The following is a 19,257-nucleotide window of genomic DNA, read 5'->3' on the forward strand; positions in this document are numbered from 1 at the left end:
AAAAATAGTTAAATCACTGTAAAACATAAGAAAAAATAAATTTTATTTCCAATTTTAAGCTTACTGTTTCTTATTCTCCTTCCAAAAAAATACTTTAGCGCTAGTGTTTAAATTCGACAGGGAAATGTTATATTTATCGATATCTTACCGATAGCTTCATTTTCCGTCACCACGCTGTAAGCGGATATACGCATTACAGAAGAGGATATTGCCTCATGTCGAAACCATCACTACATCTACCACTCTCTATGAGTGCGAGCCCTGCTATGACTGCGAATACACCCGAATCATCCCCTCTTGATATGCTACTCATTGGCGCAGGAGTTATGAGCGCAACACTGGGAACACTTCTACAAGAGGTAGAACCCACTTGGCGCATTGAAATGGTCGAGCGCCTGCCGGGTGTAGCTGAAGAATCGTCTAATGGCTGGAACAATGCCGGTACCGGTCATTCTGCGTTAGCTGAATTGAACTATACCCCGCAACGTACAGATGGCTCGATTGATATCTCTAAGGCAGTGTCGATTAATGAAGCATTCCTCGTATCTCGGCAATTTTGGGCCTCCCTCGTCGAACAGGGACGGCTGGAAGAGCCACATAGCTTTATTAATACCACCCCGCATATGAGTTTTGTATGGGGGGATGACAATGTTAATTTCTTACGCAAGCGTGCAGAAAGTCTGAAGACTAGTTGTTTATTCCGTGGAATGGCGTTTTCCGATAGTCCTGAACAAATTCAGCAATGGGCGCCACTGATTATGAAAGGTCGTCGGCCAGGTGAAAACGTTGCCGCAACGCATTCACCGTTCGGTACAGACGTCAATTTTGGCGAGCTAACCAAACAACTTATCGCCAGTCTGAGCAAACACGAGAGTTTTCGTTTATCGCTTCGCCAAGAAGTTCGGACGATAACACGTTTAGAGAATGGTTTATGGCAAGTGACGCTACAGAACCTGATGAATAATACTTCGCGTACGCTGACTGCAAAGCATATCTTTATTGGAGCAGGCGGTGGAGCTTTACCTCTCCTGCAGAAGACGGGTATTGAGGAAGCAAAAAAATTCGCTGGTTTTCCAGTCGGCGGCTCCTTCTTAGTCACCGAGAACCCCACTTTAGTCCAGCAGCATCTGGCTAAAGTTTATGGTAAGGCCAGCGTTGGCGCGCCGCCGATGTCCGTTCCGCACGTAGATACGCGAGTACTCGATGGCAAGCAAGTATTATTGTTTGGCCCATTTGCGACCTTCTCGACCAAGTTTTTAAAACAAGGCTCACTACTCGATATGTTCGGCTCGATGACACCCAATAATATCGTCCCTATGATGCAAGTCGGGGCGCGTAATTTTGGCTTGGTGAAATATCTTATCGGGCAAGTACTGTTAAGCGATAAAGACCGTCTCAACGCGCTACGGGAATATGTACCGCACGCTAAGGCTGAAGATTGGCGTCTTGTCGTTGCAGGTCAACGAGTACAAGTTATCGAAAATGATGGCAATAAAGGCGGAACGCTGAAACTTGGAACTGAGATTATTACATCTAAAGATGGGACTATCTCGGCCCTACTCGGAGCCTCGCCTGGCGCTTCTACCGCGGCGCAAGCAATGCTCGATCTGATGGGACGGATCTTTAAGGATCAGATCGTTTCAGAAGGTTGGCAGCAGAAGATAAAGCAGCTGATCCCCTATTGGAACACCGCGCTTAACGAGGATAAACCAGCCACTGAACAGGTACTCAAACATACCAGTGAAGTATTGGGTCTTGCTTATCCTGAACCTGAAGGCGAGCCACTCGTTGAGGGCGTAACAACTCATTCAGTGGCGCAAGCCGAACCTATGCTTTCGTAATTCATCAAGGCCTGCTCTTCGCAGGCCACTCTTTCTACGCCTTAATCACTTCTACCAACATCCAACTGGCGGTCATCACTAAGGTTAGCGCCATCACGCTATTGAATACCCAGCGTTTATTTGCGTCCTGTAAAAGACCACTCATCTTATCGCCTAACATCGCCCAAATCACGACGCAAGGTAGCGTCATTAGGCCGTAGCTCAATAACATCCAGCTCAGGGGAATGTTTGCCGCATAAACGAGCGCGACATTTAAGCACATTAGCCAAGCCTTTGGGTTAACGGCTTGGAATAAGACTGCGCCCACAAAACTCATCGGTGCAGAGGCCTGTGTTAACTGGGGGGCTGAAGAGCGGAAAATTTTCCAAGCAAGCCAAAATAAGTATCCGCTTCCCAATAAAGTCAGTGGGATGCGGATTACTGCCATCCAATGCAATAATTGTTCAAAGGCTAGGATGGACAATAAGAGCTGAATAAGACATCCAGCGATGATCCCCAGAACCATAGGTAAGGTTTTTTTTAAACCGTAGTTCACACCAGATGTCGCCAACATCACATTGTTGGGACCCGGTGTGACCGACATAACGACGACATAACTGATGTAAGAAGGATCAAGCATGATGGGTATCCTGCAAAAAAGATTGAGGCTATGCTACATCAGCGATAAAGACGGTAACAGAGACAAAAAATGATTATTGTAATGAGTACAATTTTTATTATAGTTAATTGTACTCATTAAATAAGGGATAAGGTGTATCCATGGCTGAGGTATCGACACGCTATCAACAACTTGCTGACGAATTTGCCACGCTGATTCATCAAGGAAAAATTAAGGCGGGGCAACGGCTTCCTGCTATTCGGCGCGTGGCACAAACCCATCAAGTCAGTGTCAATACTGTGCTCTCGGCTTGGCAGCGTTTAGAGAATCGCGGTTTAGTAGAAGCCCGCCCACAATCGGGTTTTTATGTTCGTAGCGTACTCGCGGAAGTTGCGGCATCTGCACCAAAACAATTAAAACCACGCCAGCTAGGCCGTGAGAAAATGGCGTTAATCGAAGCCGCTTTTTCCGCGCAGCGTAATCCTGCTTATACCAATATATCTTTAGCCTGTCCGCAACATGAGGACTTCTTTCCAACGGCTAAACTAGCCAAAATCTCAGCCTCACTATTACGCAGAAAGCCTGACATTATTTCAACCTACGCACTGCCAAATAATGGAGAACCTCTACGCGAACAAATTGCCAAGCGTACCCTCTATTCAGGTTTATCCATTTCCGCAGAAGAGATCATTATTACTCATGGTTGCTCAGAGGCGATCCAATTAGCCTTACGTGTCATTACCTCTCCAGGCGATTGTATTGGTATCGAAAGTCCCACCTATTTCTTTCTATTTCCGCTGTTAGCCGAACTCGGATTAAAAGCTGTGGAGATCCCGACAGATCCCCGTACAGGGATCAAAATGGACGTCCTCGAGTTAATGCTGAAGGAAAAAAGGATCTCTGCGCTTCTCACCATCCCTACCGTCCATAACCCATTAGGATTTACGACCTCCGTCGCCGATAAAAAAAGGCTCGCACACTTGGCGCAACAGTACAAATTGCCAATTATTGAAGACGGTATTTATAGTGAGCTACAGTTCCAATCCCCCCCATCACCGGCGATAAAGAGTTTCGATAAAGAAGGGTGGGTAATTTACTGCACAAGTTTCACGAAAACCCTAGCCCCTGATTTTCGTATTGGATGGATGATGGCTGGCCGTTTCCACGAAGCCGTTTCTCGGCTTAAAGGCCTTAGTACCCTAGGAGAATCGGCGTTATTGACCAATACTCTTGCCGAATTTCTGGCGAATGGCGGGTATGACCATCACCTGCGATCACTGCGTCGGCGCTATGCGAGTAATATGGATAAAGTCAGGGATATGATCTCACGTTATTTTCCAGAAGGTACGCAGGCGACACGTCCTACTGGTGGATTCGTTTTTTGGGCGGAACTACCCGGAGAAATTAATACTGTCGATCTGTTTGAACAATTATTAAATGAGCGTATTTGTGTGACCCCAGGTTCTCTTTATTCCCTCAGCGACCATTATCACCACGCATTACGGTTATCCTGCTGCTATCCTTTCGATGAACGTTACCGCTATGCACTACGTCGTACTGGCGAGTTGGCATGTGAAATGACGGGAATTGCCGCACAAGAATATCAAACACCAGGCTTAACGACCGCGGTTGAAAATAGTGGTGAACCATAAGCTATACTGTAATCAGTACTCATTTACTGCCCAAACCACAATGATGGAATTTTTATGGTTGAGAATAAAGAGAAAGTAAAAAAGGAAGACGAGGATCGGGTATCGTCAATTATTCCTATAAAAACAGGGAATCCGTCTGTAGACCATTCGATTAAACAAGCTTCACGTTTTTACCTGTGGTTTACCGCACTGAAACCCGTTGCCCATTTCCTGCGCGCGGTCGAGCGGTTTAACGACCGATTGGGTAGCCAGTTCGGTGCAGCAATTACCTATTTTTCATTTCTCTCATTAATTCCTATATTAATGGTCTCCTTCGCGGCACTGGGTTTTATCCTCGCCTCGAATCAGGCTTTACTTGCGGAATTAATTGATAAGATAGTCAATAGTATTAGCGACCCTACGTTAACCTCAACGCTGAAAAGTACTGTTAATACCGCTATTGAGCAGCGTACTACCGTCGGGATTACGGGGCTGCTACTGGCACTCTATTCCGGGATTAGCTGGGTCGGTAATTTACGCGAGGCAATTAGAGCGCAATCGCGGGATGTTTGGGAGAGAGCGCCGAAGGATCAGGAAAAATTATGGCATAAGTATTTGCGCGATTTTATTTCGTTAACCGGCTTAGTCATCGCCTTAGTTATTTCGGTTTCTCTGAACTCAATCGCGGGATCCGCGCAATCGACATTAATCAGTGCGCTGGGGCTGGATCATATCAGTTGGTTACGCCCCCTCATTACCGTGAGTGCACTCTGTATCTCAATAGGCTGTAACTACTTAATATTTTTATGGATATTTTGGATTCTGCCTCGCCACAAGCCCCATAGAAAAGCACTATTTCGTGGGACCTTATTGGCAGCGATTGGATTTGAGCTGATTAAGTTTATTATGACCTTTACATTGCCTAAGTTGGCTTCCTCACCCTCAGGGGCAGCCTTTGGGTCGGTATTAGGCTTGATGGCGTTCTTCTATTTCTTCGCACGCCTAACGCTATTTTGTGCCGCATGGATAGCAACTGCGACGCCACCTCCTTCGGATAAAGAAGTACAAGAGCCAGCCACCGATTGATATAACAGAGGCTAAATTAAATTAACTATTTTTTTTAGCCTCTTTTCAGTCGATCCCACCAGCTTTTCATCTATTAGCCAATAACTTGTATTACCTAACCTCTTAACACTGCGATTATTCACTTTCTTCTCGTCCTAAGCTCCCTTGCGTCAATTGAACCCTGCGTAGTCGCTGCGTAAGATGAATTTTCGATGTTACAACAATAAGAAAATGGAATTATGCAAACTTCAGAAACGGTGAGTGAGCAACCTCAACATGCTCCACCTTTAAATCCTCGTAATAAAGTGATCGTCGCCTCTTTAGTCGGTACGGCAATTGAGTTTTTCGATTTTTATATTTATGCCACCGCGGCAGTGATTGTTTTTCCCCATATCTTTTTCCCGCAGGGCGATCCTACCGTAGCAACGTTACAATCGCTTGCGACTTTCGCTATCGCTTTTATTGCACGGCCTATCGGCTCCGCCCTATTTGGACATTTCGGCGATAAAGTCGGACGTAAAGCGACGCTAGTGGCTTCGCTGGTCACTATGGGGGTCTCCACCGTACTGATTGGTCTACTTCCCGGCTACCAGACTCTCGGCGTAGCAGCACCACTCTTGCTGGCTCTGGCGCGTTTTGGTCAAGGTTTGGGTTTAGGCGGAGAGTGGGGAGGCGCAGCGCTACTCGCGACAGAAAATGCACCACTAAAAAAGAGAGCGCTTTACGGATCTTTTCCACAGCTTGGCGCGCCAATCGGCTTCTTTTTTGCTAATGGGACTTTTTTACTGCTGTCATGGTTACTTACTGACCAACAGTTTATGCAGTGGGGTTGGCGTGTCCCATTTATTCTCTCGGCAGTGCTCGTGATCGTTGGTCTTTACGTTCGCGTATCACTGCACGAAAGCCCGGTGTTTACTCAGGCTAAACAGTCCCAGCAGCAAGTCACTTTACCGATTAGCCTGTTATTTAAAAAGCATTTCCGAGCGATGGTTCTCGGTACCTTCATCATGCTGGCTACCTATACTCTGTTTTATATTATGACGGTGTATTCGATGAGCTATGGAACCGCACCGGTACCGCAGGGATTAGGTTTTTCGAGGAATAGCTTTTTATGGATGTTGATGGTGGCCGTGATCGGCTTTGGTATCGCGATCCCCATTGCCGGGATCTTAGCCGATCGTTTCGGTCGTCGCCCCACAATGATCGCGATCACTTTATTGATCATTGTATTTGCCCTGCTCTTTCCAACAATTCTATCCAGCGGATCACAAGGTTTGGTCATGGTATTTCTTACTCTTGGTCTCACCATTATGGGATTAACCTTTGGCCCGATGGGTGCCCTGCTACCCGAATTATTTCCGACCGAAGTCCGCTACACTGGCGCCTCGTTCTCTTATAATCTCGCCTCTATCTTGGGGGCTTCCATCGCCCCCTATATTGCAACCTGGCTAAATGCTAATTGGGGACTCTTTGCCGTTGGTCTCTACCTCGCGTCAATGGCTGTACTGACATTGATCGCGCTAATTATGAGTAAAGAGACCCGGCATACCGTGCTGACCGCACAGGGTTACTAATATTATCCCCCGGATCGCGGGGGATATAAATCCAACTGTCATCCATAAAAAAACCCCTATATTGGTCACCAATATAGGGGTTTATACGAGGTTTGTCTGCGGTTAGCCCGCTACAGCAATACTCTTCATATCTGTCATGTAGCCGCGTAATTTACGGCCGACTTCTTCGATTGGATGGTGACGTACCGCTTCATTCACTTCACGTAACTGCGCGTTATCGACATTATTGTCGGTCGTTGCAGATTTACCTAAATCACCTGGTTTCAGGTTCGCCATAAAGTCTTTCAGCAATGGCACCGCCGCGAAGCTGAATAGGTAGTTACCATACTCTGCCGTATCCGAGATCACGACATTCATTTCGTAAAGACGCTTACGCGCGATGGTATTCGCAATTAAAGGTAATTCATGCAGAGACTCATAATACGCTGACTCTTCGATGATACCGGCATCAACCATGGTTTCGAAAGCCAGTTCAACTCCAGCTTTAACCATCGCGACCATGACGACCCCTTGGTCGTAGTATTCTTGTTCTGCAATTTTCCCTTCATACTGCGCCGCATTTTCGAAAGCCGTTTCACCGGTCTCTTCACGCCAAGTTAGCAGGTCTTTATCGTCATTTGCCCAATCTGCCATCATACCCGATGAGAATGCACCGGAGATAATGTCATCCATATGTTTTTGGAACAGCGGAGCCATCAGCGTTTTTAATTGCTCGGACAACGCATAGGCACGTAATTTTGCTGGATTAGACAGGCGGTCCATCATCAAGGTGATCCCGCCAAACTTCAGGGATTCTGTGATAGTTTCCCAACCAAATTGGATCAATTTCTCCGCATAGGCGGCGTCAGTCCCTTCTGCAACGAGTTTATCAAAGCACAGAATCGAGCCGGCCTGTAGCATGCCACACAGGATGGTTTGTTCGCCCATCAGATCTGATTTGACCTCTGCGACAAACGAAGACTCTAGAACGCCGGCACGATGTCCGCCAGTTGCAGCGGCCCAAGCCTTAGCAATCGCTAAGCCTTCTTTTTTCGGATCATTTTCTGGGTGAACGGCCAATAAGGTCGGTACACCGAATCCACGCTTATATTCTTCGCGAACCTCAGTACCTGGACACTTCGGCGCCACCATAACAACCGTGATATCCTTGCGGATAGTTTCACCGACTTCTACGATGTTAAAACCGTGGGAATAACCTAATGCTGCGCCTTCTTTCATCAAGGGCTGAACCGCTTGCACGACTGCTGAGTGCTGTTTATCTGGAGTCAGGTTCACAACGAGATCGGCTTCAGGGACTAGCTCTTCGTAAGTCCCAACGTTAAAACCGTTGTCAGTCGCTTTACGCCATGATGCACGCTTTTCATCGATCGCTTCTTTGCGCAATGCGTAGGCAACGTTTAAGCCGGAATCGCGCATATTTAGGCCTTGGTTAAGGCCTTGAGCACCACAACCGACAATGACGATTTTTTTACCTTTTAGGTAGTTTGCTTCATCGGCGAACTCTTCGCGGGACATAAAACGACACTTACCTAATTGCGCCAGTTGGTTGCGTAAATTCAGCGTATTAAAATAGTTAGCCATGATTACTCCAGATAATGTTGTGCGTATTTTGTATAGTTATTGAAACGTCTTTCGTTTCATTATGTCTTTATCATATGACAGGAAATGCATTGCTTAAATTGATATATTAACAACATTACATTGCAGTTAACGCAACACAATAAGGCATGATGATCATGGATTTGCGCGACTTAAAGTTATTTCTTCATTTAGCTGATTCTTGTCATTTCGGGCAGACCTCGCGAGCGATGCATGTCAGTCCATCAACGCTATCTCGACAAATCCAGCGATTAGAAGATGAACTAGGCTATCCATTATTTTTGCGTGATAACCGTTCGGTAACACTGACGGAGGCAGGTGAGCAGCTGAAGGTATTTGCTCAGCAGACTACTCTGCAATATCAACAACTTAAACATGCGATGGCAGTTGATAGCCCTTCACTCAGCGGTGAATTGAAAATTTTCTGTTCGGTGACCGCGGCCTATAGCCATCTACCGCCGATCTTAGATCGGTTTAGAGTGGTCCACCCCCAGGTCGAAATTAAACTCTTTACCGGCGACCCCGCCGATGCTGTGGAGATTGTAAGCTCAGGTCATGCGGATGTTTCTATTGCAGGGAAACCGCTTTCGCTCCCGGCAGGAATTGATTTTACGCCCCTTGCGACCTTGCCTCTGGTTATGATAGCCCCCGCATTACCTTGTCCTGTACGCCAGCAAGTCATGAATAACGAAGCGAGAGTATGGCAAGAAATCCCTTTTATTATCCCCGAACAGGGACCGGTGAGACGCAGTATCGATCTGTGGTTTCGCCGTCAGCGACTTTCTAATCCATCAATCTATGCAACCGTAGCCGGACATGAGGCGATCGTTTCTATGGTGGCACTGGGATGCGGAGTCGCCTTACTCCCGGCGGTAGTTATTGAAAACAGCCCAGAGATGGTTCGTAACCGTATAATGCTAATCGAAGGTGAGGATTTAGGCTCCCCTTTAGAGCTGGGGATTTGCATGCAGAAACAGCGGCTACGCGAGCCGCTGATCGATGCATTTTGGAACCTTCTGTAGTTACCGACCTGCTAAGAAAAATTTAAACGCGGGATTTTCCGTTTCATCGTGATACGCATATCCCAAGGCATTGAGATGCGGTTCAAAATCGGTTTCGCGTGGATTTTGCTCAAACCCCGCCAACACACGCCCGTAGTCGGTACCGTGACTACGATAGTGAAATAACGAGATGTTCCAATGCGTCCCTAACGTTTCTAGAAATTTAAGTAAGGCTCCGGGGGACTCTGGAAATTCAAAGCTAAAAAGACGTTCCTGTAGAGCTTTGCTTGGCCGTCCACCCACCATGTAACGCAGGTGCAGTTTTGCCATCTCATCGTCGGAAAGATCAACGACTTGGTAACTATGATTCTGGAGTTCAGCAACGATTTCCTTACGCTCTTCATCGCCTCGGGTTAATCTTACCCCAACAAAGATGCAAGCTTTACCCTCATCGGCGTAGCGATAGTTGAACTCAGTGATCGATCGTCCGCCGAGCGTTTGACAAAAGGTTAGAAAACTCCCCTGTTGCTCAGGGATCGTTACCGCTAAGAGCGCCTCTCGTTGCTCCCCTAGCTCACAGCGTTCGGAGACATACCGTAGGCCGTGAAAGTTAACATTAGCACCAGAAAGTACGTGCGCTAGACGTTCACCTTGTATTCCGTGCTGTTGAATGTATTTCTTCATTCCGGCTAAGGCCAGCGCCCCAGACGGTTCAGCCACCGCACGCACATCTTCGAATAAGTCTTTCATCGCGGCACAGATAGCATCACTATCGACGGTCACGATATCATCGATGTATTGCTGGCATAAGCGGAAGGTTTCACTACCGATACGCTTGACCGCGACCCCTTCGGCAAAGAGTCCTACCCGAGGTAATTCGACCGGCTGCCCAGCTTCCAGTGCTGCGGCTAAGCAGGCTGAATCGCTCGCCTCGACCGCAATGACCTTAATTTCAGGCATTAACTGTTTAATGAGTACCGCAACGCCAGCCGCTAGCCCGCCACCGCCTACGGGTACAAAGATTCGGTCAAGATGCGCATCCTGCTGCAATAGCTCCATGCCCAACGTTCCTTGCCCAGCAATAACAGAAGGATGGTCAAAGGGAGGGATGAAGGTGTAGCCATGCTCCGCGGATAAAGCGATTGCTCTGGCCTTAGCCTCATCGAAATTGGCACCATGCAATATTGCCTCACCACCAAAGGCGCGCACTGCATCAACCTTGATATCTGCAGTGGCGAGCGGCATAACGATTTTTGCATTGATACCGAGTTTTGCGGCTGATAGTGCGACGCCTTGCGCATGGTTCCCAGCCGATGCGGTAACTACACCACGGGATTTTTGCTCTTCACTCAATCCCGCAATCATTGCGTAGGCCCCGCGCAGCTTAAAACTATGTACAGGCTGACGGTCTTCACGCTTAACTAAAATTGTATTACCCAAGCGTTCAGAGAGCTTATTCATCACTTGTAACGGCGTTACCTGAGCAACATCGTAGACGGGTGAGCGCAAAATAGCATGCAGGTATTCGCCTGCTGATGGCTCAGCAGGCAAGGGTTTAACTGTCGCCATCGACTTATCCCCCAAGTTTGCTCTTATCACGTACAGCACCTTGATCTGCGCTGGTCGCTAAAGAAGCATAAGCGCGCAGTGCAAAAGATACTTCACGTTGGCGATTGTGTGGCGTATAGGCACGATCTCCACGCTGATTTTGCGCGTCTTGGCGTTTAGCGAGTTCTTCATCGCTGATATCTAGGGTGATGCCGCGTTGTGGGATATTGATGGCAATCATATCTCCCTCTTCTACCAGTGCAATAATTCCACCACTCGCGGCTTCGGGTGAGACGTGACCGATTGATAGCCCTGAAGTACCGCCGGAAAAACGGCCATCGGTAATTAAGGCACACTGTTTGCCAAGCCCCATGGATTTTAAATAGGTGGTTGGGTAGAGCATTTCTTGCATACCGGGTCCGCCTTTCGGTCCTTCATAGCGGATGACCACGACATCGCCTGCCACGACTTTACCGCCAAGGATTGCGTCAACCGCATCATCTTGGCTTTCATACACTTTAGCCGGGCCGCGGAAGGTCAGGATCTCTTCATCAACGCCTGCGGTTTTAACGATACAGCCTTTCTCTGCCAAGTTGCCATAGAGTACTGCTAAGCCGCCATCTTGCGAGAACGCATATTGACGCTCACGAATACAGCCATTTTGACGGTCATCGTCCAAGGTGTCCCAGCGACAAGATTGTGAAAAGGCTTTAGTAGTACGGATCCCGGCAGGTCCTGCACGATACATCGTTTTAATAGCGTCATCTTTAGTTTGCATGATGTCGTACTGTGCTAGGGTTTCTTTTAGCGTTGAACCTAAAACGTTTGGAACGTCGGTTTTCAGGAGCCCTGCACGATCCAATTCGCCCAAGATCCCAATTACTCCACCAGCACGGTGTACGTCTTCCATGTGATACTTAGGTGTACTCGGCGCAACTTTGCACAAATGTGGGACTTGACGCGATAGCCGATCAATATCAGAGATATCGAAATCGATTTCCCCTTCCAAGGCCGCGGCGAGTAGATGCAATACGGTATTCGTCGACCCACCCATCGCAATATCTAGGGTCATCGCATTCTCGAAAGCAGCTTTCGATGCAATATTACGCGGCAGTGCACTCGCGTCATCTTGCTCATAGTAGCGCTTGGTCAAGGCCACAATACGTTTACCCGCGCTGAGGAATAGCTGTTCGCGGTCTGCATGCGTAGCCAGGAGTGAGCCATTACCCGGTTGTGACAGACCTAGAGCCTCGGTTAAACAGTTCATCGAGTTGGCGGTAAACATACCAGAACACGAGCCACAGGTCGGACAGGCCGATCGTTCGATCTGCTCACTATCGGCATCGCTTACATTCGGATTAGCCCCTTGAATCATCGCATCGACCAGATCGAGTTTGATAATTTGATCGGAAAGCTTGGTTTTCCCCGCTTCCATCGGGCCACCCGAGACAAAGATGACTGGAATATTCAAGCGCATTGAGGCCATCAACATGCCCGGCGTGATCTTGTCGCAGTTCGAGATACACACCATGGCATCGGCACAGTGCGCGTTCACCATATATTCTACTGAGTCAGCGATCAGCTCTCGTGAGGGTAAGGAATAGAGCATCCCGCCGTGCCCCATCGCGATACCATCATCTACGGCGATGGTATTAAATTCTTTCGCCACCCCACCAGATGCTTCAATTTGTTCTGCGACGAGTTTACCTAGGTCTCGTAGATGAACGTGACCGGGTACAAATTGGGTAAAAGAGTTAACGACCGCGATAATGGGTTTACCAAAATCATCGTCAGTCATTCCAGTTGCGCGCCATAAGGCACGGGCGCCAGCCATATTACGGCCGTGGGTGGTGGTTGCTGAACGGTACTTAGGCATGCTCAATCTACTCCGAATAACGACAAAGCGGGTACGTTATACCCGTATAAAATGAATAAGGGTTTACGCGTTAACAGGATCTAACCAGCCCCACTTATCTTCCGTTTCGCCCGTAAATAACCCGAAGAATGCTTGCTGGATTTTCGCCGTCACAGGGCCACGTTTTCCTTCGCCCACAGTGATACCATCGACACTTCTTACTGGCGTAATTTCTGCCGCAGTACCGGACATAAAGACTTCATCGGCAAGATAAAGAGATTCGCGAGAAAGCACTTGCTCACGGACTTCGATACCTAACGTTTTTGCGAGAGTAATAATCGCATCGCGCGTAATACCGGGTAATGCCGAAGAGGTAAACGGTGGAGTGAAGAGCACACCATCTTTGACTTCGAAGAGATTCTCTCCCGCCCCTTCCGAGATATAGCCCTGAGTATCTAGAGCGATCCCTTCTTGATAGCCATGCCGACGCGCTTCGCTTCCCACTAGTAGAGAGGATAAGTAGTTGCCACCGGCTTTTGCTGCAGTTGGCAATGTATTAGGAGCAACTCGGTTCCATGAAGAGACCATTGCATCGATACCTTGCTCTAAAGCTTCAGCGCCTAAGTAGGCTCCCCACGGGAAGGCCGCGATTATGACGTCCATACTAAATCCATCGGGTGGGTTAACGCCTAACCCAACATCACCGACGAAAGCTAAAGGGCGGATATAAGCGCTTTTAAGGTTATTTTTTCGCAGCACTTCACGGCACGCGGTCATTAGCTCATCGACAGATTGCTGAATGGGGAAGCGATAAATTTTTGCAGAGTCATGTAGGCGTTGCATATGCTCGCGATGGCGAAAGACAACTGGGCCTTTGTGGGAGTCGTAGCAACGGACGCCTTCGAATACTGATGTTCCGTAATGTAGTGCATGCGACATGACACTGACTTTCGCCTCTTCCCACTTCACCATTTCACCGTTAAACCAAATGAACTCTGCTTTTTTTGTACTCATTGTCTGTCCCTTACGATTTATGCACGTATTTGTTGTGTTTGATGTTGTGTGATGTGAACGCTAGCCACATCAATTAATTTAGTCAGTTGCGTCGATAACAATTCAATACCACGGTTACTGGCGACTGTCATTTCAATGTTGACCTGTTGTGGCCCTGAGGTTTGTGCCATTTGCATCGTTTTGATTTCGAAGCCTCTATGCCGCACAACCCTCAGAATACGTTCTAATACTTCTGGACGATGACTCGCGGCGATAGTGAGTTGATGCTGGTTCATGCGCTTTTCTCCATCATATTAGTGTTACTCGCACCGGGTGGAACGAGCGGCCAAACATTTTCGTTTTCGTCGATCTGTACGTGTAAGAAGTAAGCCGTCGGCGCGGCTAAAAATTCGTTTAAGGCGGACTCAATCTCATCTTTCTTACTGATACTTCTGCCCGGTATATCGAAGGCCCGTGCGAGCATTAAGAAATCTGGGTTGTCGGTAAGTAACGTTTCGCTATAACGCTCTTCAAAGAATAATTCCTGCCACTGGCGGACCATACCTAGCCGTTGGTTGTCTAGCAGTAAGATTTTTACCGGTAGTTGTTTACGTTTAAGTGTTCCCAATTCTTGAATATTCATCATTATCGACCCATCTCCCGATACGCAAATTACCGTATCGTTAGGACGAGCGACTTGCGCGCCGATCGCAGCAGGCAGACCAAAGCCCATGGTGCCTAATCCGCTCGAGGTGATGAAATTTTCCGGCTGATTGAAGAACATATGCTGTGCTGTCCACATTTGATGTTGGCCAACATCAGTGGTCACTACGCTATTCGACGGCATTTTCTGCGCCAGCTGGTTAAGTAAAGCAGGGGCAAAGATGGGTGCGCCGGGATGATTATAATCTGGCTGAGTATCACGCTTTAACGCTGACACATGATCGATCCAAGGAGCGATCGATAGCGTCATCGCCAACTGCGGCAGCAGTGTCGCGAGGTCGCCTTGTAAACCGACATGAGCACGGCGTAATTTATTCAACTCTGCAGGATCGATGTCCATATGGATAACGGCAGCATGGGGTGCAAAAGTATCAAGTTTCCCGGTAACACGGTCGTCAAAGCGAGCACCGATGGCAATCAGTAAGTCGCTTTCCTGTACAGCCAAGTTTGCCGCCTTGCTCCCGTGCATCCCCAGCATACCTAGATAAGTCGCGCTATCGTGAAGAACGGAGCCTAGTCCTTTTAAGGTGCAAACGGAAGGAAGTGAGGTCTCTAATAAAAAGGTACGTAGTTCAGAGACTGCTCCCGCCATACCAACGCCGCCCCCCACATAGACGATTGGTTTTTTAGCTTGCAGTAGTAAAGCTCTTGCTTCATCCAACTCGCCAGAGAAGGTGTGGTTATTCTGTGAGACGGTGCTTAGTACCGGATGAAAATCGGCGACCCCCATTTGAATATCTTTGGGGATATCCACTAACACCGGACCAGGACGGCCGGACTGCGCAAGAGCAAAAGCATCTGCTAGGATTTGTGGGAGTTCTTCGGCATTTTGCACCATGAAACTATGCTTAGTACAGGCAAGTGAGAGGCCTAGGACATCAATTTCTTGGAAGGCGTCAGTACCAATCACCGCAGAAGAAACTTGACCGGTGATGGCGACAATTGGGACTGAATCCATCATGGCATCAGCAAGACCCGTAATTAAATTGGTTGCACCAGGTCCTGATGTCGCGATACAAACGCCTGTTTTCCCCGTCGCTCGTGCATAGCCTATCGCCGCAATAACTGCGCCCTGCTCGTGCCGACACAGTAAGTGCTCTACTCCGCCATCGTATAATGCGTCGTAGACCGGCATGATTGCGCCGCCAGGATACCCAAATACTGTTTCAATTCCTTGCCCTCTCAGGGCATGTACTACCCACTGCGCACCAGTCATCGTTAAACCTCTGCCTTTTTTGGGTTATACAGAATTTTCTGCTGAAAATACTGCTACCCTATCTTTTATTATTTTGTTGTGTTTGGACCAAAAAAAAACCCCCGTACTGTGAAGTGCGGGGGTTTTCTTTAGATTACGACTTGATTTTTAAGCCTTTTCTCTTCCGAACGTAGCCCCGCAGGATGGGAGAATAATCACCACCACGCTAATGAGAATAAGGCTAATCACTCGTAAAAGGGCTTTCATAATCAGTTCAGATATTCATCTTAATGGAATCAATACCTACAGAGTTATCATAGTTTTTATCAATAACGCAATATTTTTTTGTTTCCAACCACATTGGAGTTTTAAAAAATTATGGTTAACGATTTGATTTTTATGTACTAAGTAAAAAAAAGTATTTCTGTAAGTTCTTAAGAATTTAATCGAGATATCTCCCAATAAAATTAAAACAACCCAAATAACTATTTCGATTATTGGCATACTTCTAATGAAAGCGGAGGTGATAATGGCAATTGCAAAGGTTCTTACTCGACAACATGCAGGTCTCAACAGCACACTTGTTACCATCGAGATTGATATTAGTCAGGGCCTACCCAGTTTTACCCTCATCGGCCTTAGCAGCGCTGCCTCACGAGGAATTCGCGCAAGGGTACGTAGCGCCATCATTAACAGTGGGTATCACTTCCCTGCGAAAAAAATGACATTGAGTTTAACGCCGGATGAGGATGTTAACGAGGGCAATAATTATGACTTACCGATAGCTATCGCTATTCTTATCGCATCAGGGCAGGTTATATCTAGACGTAAGGAAGGTTACGAGTACTACTCAGGCTTATCCCTAGAAGGCTCGTTAAGTAGCTGTAAGGGAGCTATATCGGCGATAATTGCCGCCATTGGGGTGAACCACTGTATTATTGTCCCGGAGAGTGCCTATATCCCTGAGCTGAACTTCAACAGGGAATCCATTATCTACGCACAAAACTTGAAACAGGTCTGTCGCTATCTACAGGGCGAGCTTCCTGTGCCTGCACGGCATGTCAAACCAGCATCCAACACCCCACCCTTATTAGGAAACGATTTACAGACAATCGCTGGACAGTATTATTCTAAGCGTGCTCTAGAAATCGCTGCCGCTGGGGGCCATAGTTTACTTATGATTGGACCTCCTGGTACGGGGAAGACAAGCCTAGCCTTTTGTCTTCCTGGCTTACTACCGGATTTAACTCAGCAAGAAAGGTTAGAGCTTGCACAGGTCGTTAATTTAACGACTGGTCATATTGATTTACCCCTATCCCGTCCCTTCAGAGCACCACATCATAGTATTACCGCAGCGGGATTGATTGGGAGCATTCATCCCTCGTCACTAGGTGAAATAACCCTTGCACATCAAGGTGTATTATTTTTGGACGAACTTCTAGAGTTTAATAGGAAAACCTTAGATGCCTTGAGAACACCCGTGGAGCTAGGTTACGTTGCACTTTCACGGGCTAAAAAACACGTTATCTATCCCGCGAGGTTTCAGTTAGTGGCCGCGATGAACCTCCCCTTGTCCTATGGCTTATCAGACTCTAGGGGATGTAGATCAAAATATATATCGAATAAGCTTGAGCGTAGCATATCAGCTGCATTAACTGACCGATTTCAACTCTCTATCGAGGTTACCGCCCCTTCTAAAGAGCTCATGCAGTCGAAAGGTGAATCTAGCCTGGAGGTCCGTAACAGAGTCGTGATTGCCCGGAGAGTACAATTGCAAAGGCAGGGTATGGAAAACGCATTATTGTGTACAAATGGAATAAGCCGCTACTGTGCCATCTCATCAGATGATTCGAATTGGCTATGTGGCTGTTTAGAAAAATTGTCTCTTTCTCACCGAGCATTTCTGCATATCTTAAGAATTGCTCGAACAATTGCCGATCTACAGAATGACACGGAAATTAGTAGGACATCGCTTCAAGAAGCATTAAGTTACCGCTATGCTGATCGTATTAGTCAGTATTTGACACAGCTTTATGAATAAAAAGACCCACCTTAGTGGGCCAATTAATTAATCGTCGCTGTCGCTATAGTCTTCGACAGTATCCATTTGTGGCTTGCCACCTGATAGGGTATGAAAACGCTTAGGGCGTTTAATACGCGCCATATACTTAGACCACACCTTCTCAGCTTCAGTCACCGCGGGGCGCTGGCCTCGGCAGACTTCAACAAATTGTTGTTCTTCATCGGTCACTGGATCGCGCTTGGCTAAATCTAGCTCGTTCATTGCAAATCCCTGACGCTCTAACAGTTGAGCTTCTTTGATCGTGAAATCTCCATGACGTGAGAATCCACGAGGGTAATGCTTGTTATCGAAAAAACGGTGGGTAGTTACAAAGCTTTCCGCCATATAACACGCTCCTGCTTCTATTATTAGCTGAGTAGTTCATGCCGCGGAGTATTAGTTAGGCTTGACAAAGTGTAAAACAAAAGATTTAAATTGATACGATAAATTTTTTTGGAGAAGTCCTTTGGATACTGAATTACTCAAAACTTTCCTGGAAGTGAGCCGCACACGTCACTTTGGCCGTGCTGCAGAAGCGCTTTATCTTACTCAATCTGCAGTGAGTTTTCGAATTAGGCAATTGGAGAATCAGCTTGGCGTAAGCTTATTTACCCGTCATAGAAACAATATACGATTAACTACAGCTGGCGAAAAGCTTCGGCCTTACGCAGAATCGTTGATGGCCACGTGGGCACAGGCAAAAAAGGATGTTGCACTGGCCCTACAGCATCATGAGTTGTCCGTAGGAGCGAGCACGGCATTGTGGGAGGCCTATCTTACTAATTGGCTTAAGACGTTATATGCTGAATATGAGGAGCTTCATATCGAAGCGAGGGTCGCGCAGCGACACCTGTTAGTAAAGCAAATACATGAGCGTCAGTTAGATTTATTAATTACTACCGAAGCACCAAAAATGGATGAGCTTATTAGCCAACCTATTGGGTCGTTAAACTTGGCTCTATTTCGCTCCAGAAATAGTACAGAAGTAGAAAATTACCGGTATATTAAAGTTGAATGGGGCGCTGATTTCCAATATCACGATGAATATCTCGCAGAAATCGATGACTCTTATTTGCTGACAACCACTTCTGCCAATATTGCCCGAGAACTTCTTGGCTCAACACAAAGTTGTGCGTTCCTTCCTGATTATTGGGAGGAGTTATACCCAGATCTTGTAAAAATGGATAACTCTCCGGTTATCCCGAGGACACTTTATGCTGTATGGCTGCAAAATAGTGATCATTTAGAAGAATTAAAGCAGTTAGCGAAGGTTCCGGTGAGTGTAGGTTAGGGATTGGATGTTAGGCGTTGGACGTTGAAGAGCGGATAACGCCTATTTTAGTAGGTATAAATATCAATACGCTAATTATAGGCAAAAAAAAATCCTTTACGTATGTAAAGGATTCTACTTTCTGGCAGGGGCGGAGGGACTCGAACCCCCAACACCCGGTTTTGGAGACCGGTGCTCTACCAATTGAACTACGCCCCTAAAAAGGTGGCGGAACGGACGGGGCTCGAACCCGCGACCCCCTGCGTGACAGGCAGGTATTCTAACCAACTGAACTACCGCTC

General features: G+C 47.2%; 16 protein-coding genes and 1 tRNA gene. 7 read left to right on the forward strand and 10 right to left on the reverse strand.

Going from position 1 to position 19,257, the window contains the following annotated elements; translation table 11 throughout:
- The first annotated feature begins 215 nt into the window (after positions 1-215).
- Positions 216-1,841 carry a malate dehydrogenase (quinone) gene (gene mqo, locus HGT70_RS12015; protein ID WP_214195991.1) on the forward strand — a complete coding sequence of 542 codons (1,626 nt, stop codon included), beginning with the start codon at positions 216-218 and terminating at the stop codon, positions 1,839-1,841.
- A 34-nt stretch (positions 1,842-1,875) separates the two neighbouring features.
- Here the strand turns inward: mqo and HGT70_RS12020 are convergent, their stop codons facing one another.
- On the reverse strand, positions 1,876-2,460 hold the full coding sequence (locus HGT70_RS12020; RefSeq protein WP_071432688.1) for a LysE family translocator: 585 nt from the start codon (positions 2,458-2,460) through the stop codon (positions 1,876-1,878).
- A gap of 140 nt (positions 2,461-2,600) precedes the next feature.
- On the opposite strand from HGT70_RS12020, the gene HGT70_RS12025 reads away from it, so the two are divergent.
- From HGT70_RS12025 to HGT70_RS12035, 3 genes are all read left to right on the forward strand, one after another.
- Entirely contained in the window at positions 2,601-4,091 is a 1,491-nt protein-coding gene (locus tag HGT70_RS12025) for an aminotransferase-like domain-containing protein (protein WP_071432690.1), read from the forward strand.
- A gap of 54 nt (positions 4,092-4,145) precedes the next feature.
- Positions 4,146-5,156 (forward strand): inner membrane protein YhjD, encoded by a 1,011-nt coding sequence (yhjD, locus tag HGT70_RS12030; RefSeq protein ID WP_071432692.1) that lies wholly within the window; start codon positions 4,146-4,148, stop codon positions 5,154-5,156.
- Between the two features lie 218 nt (positions 5,157-5,374).
- Positions 5,375-6,709 (forward strand): MFS transporter, encoded by a 1,335-nt coding sequence (locus tag HGT70_RS12035; RefSeq protein ID WP_071432693.1) that lies wholly within the window; start codon positions 5,375-5,377, stop codon positions 6,707-6,709.
- A 102-nt stretch (positions 6,710-6,811) separates the two neighbouring features.
- Here HGT70_RS12035 and ilvC read toward each other — a convergent pair whose 3' ends face one another.
- Complete coding sequence (gene ilvC, locus HGT70_RS12040; protein ID WP_214195992.1) at positions 6,812-8,290, reverse strand: ketol-acid reductoisomerase; 1,479 nt, start codon at positions 8,288-8,290, stop codon at positions 6,812-6,814.
- 155 nt (positions 8,291-8,445) lie between these two features.
- Here ilvC and ilvY point away from each other — a divergent pair, with 155 nt between their 5' ends.
- Positions 8,446-9,330 (forward strand): HTH-type transcriptional activator IlvY, encoded by an 885-nt coding sequence (gene ilvY / locus HGT70_RS12045; RefSeq protein WP_071432698.1) that lies wholly within the window; start codon positions 8,446-8,448, stop codon positions 9,328-9,330.
- Here ilvY and ilvA read toward each other — a convergent pair whose 3' ends face one another.
- The 6 genes from ilvA to ilvL all read right to left on the reverse strand — a co-directional run bounded on the left by ilvA (position 9,331) and on the right by ilvL (position 15,890).
- Positions 9,331-10,878: a threonine ammonia-lyase, biosynthetic gene (gene ilvA, locus HGT70_RS12050; RefSeq protein WP_071432700.1), complete on the reverse strand. Its 1,548-nt coding sequence runs from the start codon at positions 10,876-10,878 to the stop codon at positions 9,331-9,333. It lies immediately after the preceding gene.
- 4 nt (positions 10,879-10,882) lie between these two features.
- Positions 10,883-12,733, reverse strand: a complete 1,851-nt coding sequence (gene ilvD / locus HGT70_RS12055) for a dihydroxy-acid dehydratase (RefSeq protein WP_071432702.1) — start codon at positions 12,731-12,733, stop codon at positions 10,883-10,885.
- A gap of 63 nt (positions 12,734-12,796) precedes the next feature.
- Positions 12,797-13,726 carry a branched-chain amino acid transaminase gene (locus HGT70_RS12060; protein ID WP_071432704.1) on the reverse strand — a complete coding sequence of 310 codons (930 nt, stop codon included), beginning with the start codon at positions 13,724-13,726 and terminating at the stop codon, positions 12,797-12,799.
- Between the two features lie 17 nt (positions 13,727-13,743).
- Complete coding sequence (ilvM, locus tag HGT70_RS12065) at positions 13,744-14,001, reverse strand: acetolactate synthase 2 small subunit (RefSeq protein WP_071432706.1); 258 nt, start codon at positions 13,999-14,001, stop codon at positions 13,744-13,746.
- Positions 13,998-15,644, reverse strand: coding sequence for an acetolactate synthase 2 catalytic subunit (gene ilvG, locus HGT70_RS12070; RefSeq protein WP_214195993.1), 1,647 nt, complete (start codon positions 15,642-15,644; stop codon positions 13,998-14,000). The genes ilvM and ilvG overlap by 4 nt, the downstream gene beginning before the upstream one ends.
- A gap of 147 nt (positions 15,645-15,791) precedes the next feature.
- On the reverse strand, positions 15,792-15,890 hold the full coding sequence (gene ilvL, locus HGT70_RS12075; protein WP_099824934.1) for an ilv operon leader peptide: 99 nt from the start codon (positions 15,888-15,890) through the stop codon (positions 15,792-15,794).
- Between the two features lie 262 nt (positions 15,891-16,152).
- On the opposite strand from ilvL, the gene HGT70_RS12080 reads away from it, so the two are divergent.
- Positions 16,153-17,664: a YifB family Mg chelatase-like AAA ATPase gene (locus HGT70_RS12080; RefSeq protein ID WP_214195994.1), complete on the forward strand. Its 1,512-nt coding sequence runs from the start codon at positions 16,153-16,155 to the stop codon at positions 17,662-17,664.
- 27 nt (positions 17,665-17,691) lie between these two features.
- On the opposite strand, the gene HGT70_RS12085 is transcribed toward HGT70_RS12080, so the two are convergent.
- A complete protein-coding gene (locus tag HGT70_RS12085; RefSeq protein ID WP_071432712.1) occupies positions 17,692-18,030 on the reverse strand; it encodes a MaoP family protein in 339 nt (112 codons plus the stop codon).
- Positions 18,031-18,151: 121 nt separating this feature from the next.
- Between HGT70_RS12085 and hdfR the strand changes: the two genes are divergently transcribed.
- A complete protein-coding gene (gene hdfR / locus HGT70_RS12090) occupies positions 18,152-18,976 on the forward strand; it encodes an HTH-type transcriptional regulator HdfR (protein WP_214195995.1) in 825 nt (274 codons plus the stop codon).
- A 122-nt stretch (positions 18,977-19,098) separates the two neighbouring features.
- Here hdfR and HGT70_RS12095 read toward each other — a convergent pair.
- Positions 19,099-19,174: transfer RNA gene (locus tag HGT70_RS12095), tRNA-Trp, on the reverse strand.
- Between the last annotated feature and the right edge of the window lie 83 nt (positions 19,175-19,257).

Origin of the sequence: Rosenbergiella collisarenosi, assembly GCF_018494085.1 — a bacterium.
In the GTDB taxonomy this organism is placed as follows: Bacteria; Pseudomonadota; Gammaproteobacteria; order Enterobacterales; family Enterobacteriaceae; genus Rosenbergiella; species Rosenbergiella collisarenosi.